This is a genomic window from Paenibacillus sp. 01T422, assembly GCF_056398785.1.
The window spans coordinates 1-6,075 of record NZ_JBFTQB010000451.1 but is presented as its reverse complement, the minus strand read 5'-3'; the positions used below and the strand labels follow the sequence as shown (position 1 = coordinate 6,075).

8 protein-coding genes are annotated in these 6,075 nt (G+C 44.8%); 7 read left to right on the top strand and 1 reads right to left on the bottom strand.

Annotated features, from left to right (window positions below; translation table 11 throughout):
- The 4 genes from AC1DUA_RS22845 to AC1DUA_RS22830 form a co-directional block, all read left to right on the top strand.
- The coding region (locus tag AC1DUA_RS22845; protein ID WP_477501958.1) for a D-alanyl-D-alanine carboxypeptidase family protein at positions 1–539 on the top strand (539 nt) is incomplete at its 5' end.
- Between the two features lie 169 nt (positions 540–708).
- Positions 709–1,320 carry an anti-sigma F factor antagonist gene (spoIIAA, locus tag AC1DUA_RS22840; protein WP_477501957.1) on the top strand — a complete coding sequence of 204 codons (612 nt, stop codon included), beginning with the start codon at positions 709–711 and terminating at the stop codon, positions 1,318–1,320.
- 11 nt (positions 1,321–1,331) lie between these two features.
- Complete coding sequence (gene sigF / locus AC1DUA_RS22835) at positions 1,332–2,087, top strand: RNA polymerase sporulation sigma factor SigF (protein ID WP_029192952.1); 756 nt, start codon at positions 1,332–1,334, stop codon at positions 2,085–2,087.
- Between the two features lie 165 nt (positions 2,088–2,252).
- Positions 2,253–3,683 (top strand): SulP family inorganic anion transporter, encoded by a 1,431-nt coding sequence (locus tag AC1DUA_RS22830; protein WP_477501959.1) that lies wholly within the window; start codon positions 2,253–2,255, stop codon positions 3,681–3,683.
- 97 nt (positions 3,684–3,780) lie between these two features.
- Here AC1DUA_RS22830 and AC1DUA_RS22825 read toward each other — a convergent pair whose 3' ends face one another.
- Positions 3,781–3,990, bottom strand: a complete 210-nt coding sequence (locus AC1DUA_RS22825) for a DUF378 domain-containing protein (RefSeq protein ID WP_477501956.1) — start codon at positions 3,988–3,990, stop codon at positions 3,781–3,783.
- A gap of 177 nt (positions 3,991–4,167) precedes the next feature.
- Here AC1DUA_RS22825 and AC1DUA_RS22820 point away from each other — a divergent pair, with 177 nt between their 5' ends.
- The 3 genes from AC1DUA_RS22820 to AC1DUA_RS22810 form a co-directional block, all read left to right on the top strand.
- Entirely contained in the window at positions 4,168–4,800 is a 633-nt protein-coding gene (locus tag AC1DUA_RS22820; protein WP_477501955.1) for a stage V sporulation protein AA, read from the top strand.
- Positions 4,800–5,219, top strand: coding sequence for a stage V sporulation protein AB (locus AC1DUA_RS22815; protein ID WP_477501954.1), 420 nt, complete (start codon positions 4,800–4,802; stop codon positions 5,217–5,219). Before AC1DUA_RS22820 ends, AC1DUA_RS22815 begins: the two co-directional genes overlap by 1 nt.
- A 22-nt stretch (positions 5,220–5,241) precedes the next feature.
- On the top strand, positions 5,242–6,075 hold an 834-nt coding region (locus AC1DUA_RS22810), incomplete at its 3' end, for a spore germination protein (RefSeq protein ID WP_477501953.1).

The window sequence follows — 6,075 nt, the reverse complement described above, 5'->3', positions numbered from 1 at the left end:
GGTTGGTAAATACGAACAAGCTTGTACGCTTCTATAGCGGCGCAGACGGTCTCAAAACCGGATACACAAGCGAAGCGAAGTTCTGTTTATCAGCAACGGCCAAACGGGATAATTTGCGCGTCGTGGCTGTGGTGCTCGGAGAACCGAACACCAAAACGCGGAACGCTGAGGTCACGAAGCTGTTCGACTACGCTTTTGCCCAATATACCAACTATCCTTTATTTAAATCAGGCGATAGTTTGGGGAATTTTACGATAAACAAAGGGCAGGTTTCGACAGTACCGTTAGTTGCGAAGCAAAATTATAGCATTTTAATGAAAAAGGGCACCGCTACAGATAACATTCGACATGAGCTGCAGCTGGAGCCAAACTTGAGAGCGCCGATTACGATGGGCCAACCGATTGGCAAAATTGTCGTATACAGCGGGGATAATGTGCTGACCGAGTACCCTCTTGAGTCACCAGTTGCTGTGGATAAAGCGTCTTGGTGGAAGCTGTTCAAGCGTACGACCTCACACATGTTCCACACAGATAATTGATGAGATTTCGCGAATAAACAGGCTTTTCTTCTAGTTTTAGCAGTTTTCTTCTAGTTTTGTCGGGGGTGCAGGAGTTCCTAACTCAGTTGTAGAAACTTAAGTTTCATGACTTAATATAGGGATCTTTGAGTGTAGCTCAAAGTCTCTCAGCTGAGAGGAGTGAACATGGTTGAGCCTGCAAATTGAATTCGAGCAAGGCCGAAGAGCGCTGATTGTTAGATTAAAAGGCGAGCTGGATCACCATACTGCCGATGTTGTCAAAGCTAGGATGGAGGAAGCGATTGCCAAAGAGCATACGACTCACTTGATCCTGAGCTTAAAAGATCTTACTTTCATGGACAGTTCAGGTCTAGGCGTCATTCTCGGTCGCTATAAGCAAATCACGAGTAAAGGCGGCAAGATGGTCGTTTGTGATGTTTCGCCTGCTGTCTACCGTTTGTTCGAGCTCTCCGGAATGTTCAAGATTGTATCCATTCAGGATAACGAACGCAATGCAATGTCCAGGTATAACAATAAACCGGATGGTGTAATTACCATCACAACGCAAATTGATGATGACATGGTCCGAATTACGATTGAGGACACAGGTTCAGGCATTGATGATTTGGAACAAGCGAAACAGCCTCTCTACACATCCAAACCAGAACTCGAACGTTCCGGAATGGGCTTCACGATTATGGAAAATTTCATGGACGAAGTGGAAGTTGTGACGGCCGTCGGAATCGGAACCAAAATAAACATGTTGAAGCGAATTGAATCTAAAAAAGCTTTATACAATTAGGGGTTTGATCTATGGATGTCGATCTGAAGCATGCTTCTCACAGTTATTTAGACGATTCGGAAGTCAAACGGTTAATCGCCCTCAGCCAATCCGGAGATGGACTCGCCAGAGAAACACTCGTCAGCTGCAATATCCGCTTGGTCTGGTCTGTGGTTCAACGCTTTTTGAACCGGGGATACGAAGCCGAAGATTTGTTCCAGATCGGTTGCATCGGACTGCTCAAGTCCGTTGATAAATTCGATCTGTCCTATGATGTGAAGTTTTCAACCTATGCGGTGCCGATGATTATCGGCGAAATTCAGCGCTTCCTTCGGGATGACGGAACACTCAAAGTTAGCCGTTCACTCAAAGAACTGGCTAATAAGATTCGCAAGACGAAGGACGAGTTATCTAAAAGGCTTGGCAGGCTTCCTACGATTAAAGAGGTGGCAGAAGAGCTTATGATCACGGCGGAGGAAGTTGTGTTCGCGCAAGAAGCGAATAAGCCGCTTTCATCGATTCATGAGACCGTTTTTGAAAACGACGGGGACCCCATTACGCTTATGGATCAAATCTCCGACGAAAGCGGTGAAAAGTGGTTCGAGAAGCTTGCGCTCAACGAAGCCATTGGGACGCTTTCTGAGCGAGAGCGGCTCATTGTCTACCTCCGCTATTTCAGGGATCAAACACAATCGGAGGTCGCTAGCAGACTGGGAATTTCCCAAGTGCAAGTGTCGCGATTGGAAAAGAAGATTTTGCAGTCAATCAAAGATCAGATTGCTCAATAACAGATGTAATAGGAATAACCGTCCTCCATCAGGAGGACGGTTATTTTTTGTGTGTAGAGACATTTGCAAGATTTATGTATAATAAGTACTGCCAATAACGGGTTGGATTTTTCTGAAAGTGGAAAATCAATCAATAAAATTAATAGTTTGGGAGTGTGAATCTTGTTGTACGTGAAATGGAAGGATTCGTGGTTTTTTAATGTGCGCAAGGATGTTTTGTCCGGGATAACGGTGGCATTGGCTTTAATTCCCGAGGCGATTGCTTTTTCTATTTTGGCTGGGGTCGATCCAATGGTTGGCTTATATGCGTCATTTATCATTGCGCTTGTGATCTCATTTACCGGTGGACGGATGGGGATGATTTCCGCTGCAACAGGCGCGATGGCTTCTCTGATGGGGCCTTTGGTAGCGAGCTACGGAATTGAATATTTATTCGCAGCCAGCATTTTAACAGGTGTCATCCAATATCTCATGGGCGTGTTTAAATTCGGCAAATTTATCACATTCATTCCACATTCTGTTGTTATTGGGTTTGTAAATGCTCTTGCCATTATTATTTTCATGGCTCAACTTCCTAGCTTCGCAGGCGCTAATTGGCAGATGTACGCCATGGTGGCAGGTACGTTAGTGATCGTCTATGGGCTGCCGTGGATTACCAAAGCCGTTCCCTCTGCGTTAGTCGCGATTATTGTGATGACGATCATTTCGATCAATCTGCATCTGGATGTTCGCACAGTAGGAGATATGGGCGAAATTACACAGACGCTGCCATTTTTCCATATACCTGACTTTCATCTGTCCCTGCAAGCGATCGGGGTGATCTTGCCGATTTCCCTGGCTCTGGCGGTAGTTGGTATAACCGAATCCTTGATGACAGCTACGATCGTGGATGAAATGACAGAAACAAAAAGTGATAAAAATAAAGAGGTGCGCGGGCAAGGGATTGCCAATGTATTCTCCGGTTTTTTTGGCGGGATGGCAGGTTGTGCGATGATCGGTCAAACGGTGATTAATGTGAAATCAGGAGGGAGATCGCGTCTATCTACCTTTGTGTCTGGCCTATTTTTACTATTCTTGATCATGGTGCTGGGCAATGTCGTTAAGCAAATTCCGATGGGGGCATTAGTCGGTGTTATGTTCATGGTGTCCATAGGCACTTTCGATTGGAAATCCCTTAGAACGATAGCCAAAATTCCAAGAAGCGACGCGTTGGTCATGGTGATTACTGTTGCTATCGTTGTTGCAACTTCTAATTTAGCAATTGGGGTTTTGTCCGGGGTTACGCTAAGTGCTCTCATTTTTGGATGGAGATCGGCAAAGATCAAAGCCTTCACGTCGCTAGATGCTAATGGGGCCAAAACATATCGGGTATCCGGTCAGTTGTTTTTTGGTACAATGACCTACTTTATTGATTTATTTGATTATAGAAATGACCCCAACACGATAACGATTGATTTCAGCAGCTCGCACGTGTGGGATCACTCCGCTGTTACGGCCATCGCTAAAACCATTGCAAAGTATGAGCAACTAGGTAAGACGGTAATCTGTATTGGTTTGAATGAGGAAAGTAAGCTTTTGGTGAAACAAGCAAGCTGACCATGTGAAATAGGCAATGATTATAAAAATGAAAAAGAGCCGCTATTTACCCGTCGATCCACTGGGTATGGCGGCTTTTTTTTATTCAGTTATACGCTTATCGTGCGGAATGCCTGGTGTCGGCATAGAATCTTACGCAGTAAATTCCGCATAAACCAACGATGGTATAGATAATCCGACTTAAAACCGAAGATTCCCGATGAGAATCCCCACCCAGTATAGCTGAAACTAAATCCCATTCGAAGAGCCCAACTAAAAGCCAATTCAGCGCACCAATAATCACTAGTGTTAACGCTAGTTTTGCCATGTTATCACCTTCTTTGTATGGAATAAGTTATCGTTATTCATTTCTTACTATGCCAAACAGAGAGGGGCTTTATTCCTGGAGAATTTACCATTGAAGCAGGCGATTATGGGTAGGAAACATTTTGCATACTACTCCTATACATGGATGATACCCGTAAGTATTGAAGGGAGTGAGACCATGGCTAATAGTGGAGCTCCATATCTGTATATCCGGCTCAGGCGAAGAGCGAATGTGCGCAAAGGAAGTGTCGTACAGCTCCGGCATATCGCTCAAATTATCGTGGAACCTGAATATGAAGCAGCTTTGAATAAGCTGATTATTCATAGGCCGCGGCAAGAGGATGGCAACCGTGTCCTGATTGATATGATGCTGATTGTTCGAAGAGTGAAAGAGCGGTACCCGGAGCTGCAAATTGAGCATTTCGGGGAACCCCACGTGCTTCTAGAGATTATTTCTGATAATAAAAAAGCAAGTCCAGTACTTATCGGATTGGTATGGCTGCTGTTGTTCATTGGTTCAGGGCTGGCCATTATGAATTTCCATGCAGATGTCTCCATGCTGGAGGTTCATCAGAGGATTTATGAGCTGATGACGGGTAAAAAGGTAGAGCACCCGCTCATTCTGCAAATTCCGTATTCCCTGGGCATAGGTGTTGGGATGGTTATTTTCTTCAACCATTTGTTTAAAAAGAAATTCAATGAGGAACCAAGTCCGCTTGAAGTGGAAATGTTCATGTACCAGGAGAATATAAACCATTATGTGATCACCGAAGAGTATATGAAAATTCATGAGGAAGGGGAGTCGAAGTGATGACTCTCCTTGGGGAAGTAATTTTGATTGCTTTTATTGGTCTAGCAGGAGGAATTGCCGTTGGAAGTGGTATGGTGGCATTCCTTGTGGTTCTGGACATTATCCCGAGGCTAGCGCAGATCACACGATCATTTTCGAAAATACACGCCTATGAAGCTGCGGTCGTTTTGGGTTCCCTTATATTTACTTGGGTGGATTTCAGCGATATGAAGGTCCACTTATTTCCAATTGGTGCTGCTTTCGTTGGACTATTTGCCGGTTGCTTTGTCGGTATGCTGGCAGCTGCGCTCACTGAAATTATTAATGTGCTGCCGATTCTTGCCAAGAGGGTGGGTATGGGTTCTTATATGATTTTGCTGCTCATGGCGATGATTTTCGGCAAAGTATTTGGATCTTTGTTTGAGTGGTTGTTTTATTAAGGTTTGAAGGAGGCGCACGGACGTGAAGGTGATTGTCAAAACAGGGCATGACAACGAACATGAGCACGAGAATAGCAATGAATCTAAGGAAAAATTAGATAAACTAGCGATTGATGAGGAAGGGAATCTATCCGAGTATAACCCGATTACGAACATGACTCCTGAGGAGAAGGAACTCAAAATTCAGGAGGACATTCCTGATAATTTAAAGGACGTAACCCGCGTTCTGGAAGAACGTGTTGGCCTCAACCGCAGCTTCGATCTTGTACTTAGAGAAATGGTATTCGGTTCTAAAAGAGTAGGGATCTTTTACTGTAACGGGTTCGTCAAGGATACCGTTCTGACCGATATACTGACACGTCTGTCCTATGCCGGTGAAGATAGCGTTTCTCACCATACACTCGAGGCCTTCATGGATAAGCTAATCCCGCATAATCAAGTCAAGTCCTACAAGAAAATGTCCGAAATCGTAGGGCAAGTGCTAATGGGCGGGACGGCATTCTTCATTGAAGGGGAGACGGCAGCTATCGCTGTCGACGTCAAGAGCTATCCCGTCCGCTCGATTGGCGAGCCAGACTTGGAGCGGGTAGTCAGAGGTTCACGGGACGGTTTCGTAGAAACCTTATTATTGAACGTGACACTCGTTAGACGAAGAGTACGCGATGAGAGACTGAAGCTGGAAATTATGCAAATTGGCAAACGAACCAAAACGGATGTCTGTATCGGTTATATCAATGATATTGCCAATGCGGATTTGGTCGATGCTGTTAAAGAGAAAATTAGTCAAGTGAAGATTGATGGCCTTCCCCTTGCTGAGAAGCAATTGGAGGAAGCTATCGTTAGTAAAGGCTGGAAC

Bases quoted from the DNA above. Each gene is read 5' to 3' on its own strand.
- sigF (WP_029192952.1), top strand. From the start codon at position 1,332: ATGGATGTCGATCTGAAGCATGCTTCTCACAGTTATTTAGACGATTCG.
- AC1DUA_RS22825 (WP_477501956.1), bottom strand. From the start codon at position 3,990: ATGGCAAAACTAGCGTTAACACTAGTGATTATTGGTGCGCTGAATTGG.
- AC1DUA_RS22820 (WP_477501955.1), top strand. From the start codon at position 4,168: ATGGCTAATAGTGGAGCTCCATATCTGTATATCCGGCTCAGGCGAAGA.
- AC1DUA_RS22815 (WP_477501954.1), top strand. From the start codon at position 4,800: ATGACTCTCCTTGGGGAAGTAATTTTGATTGCTTTTATTGGTCTAGCA.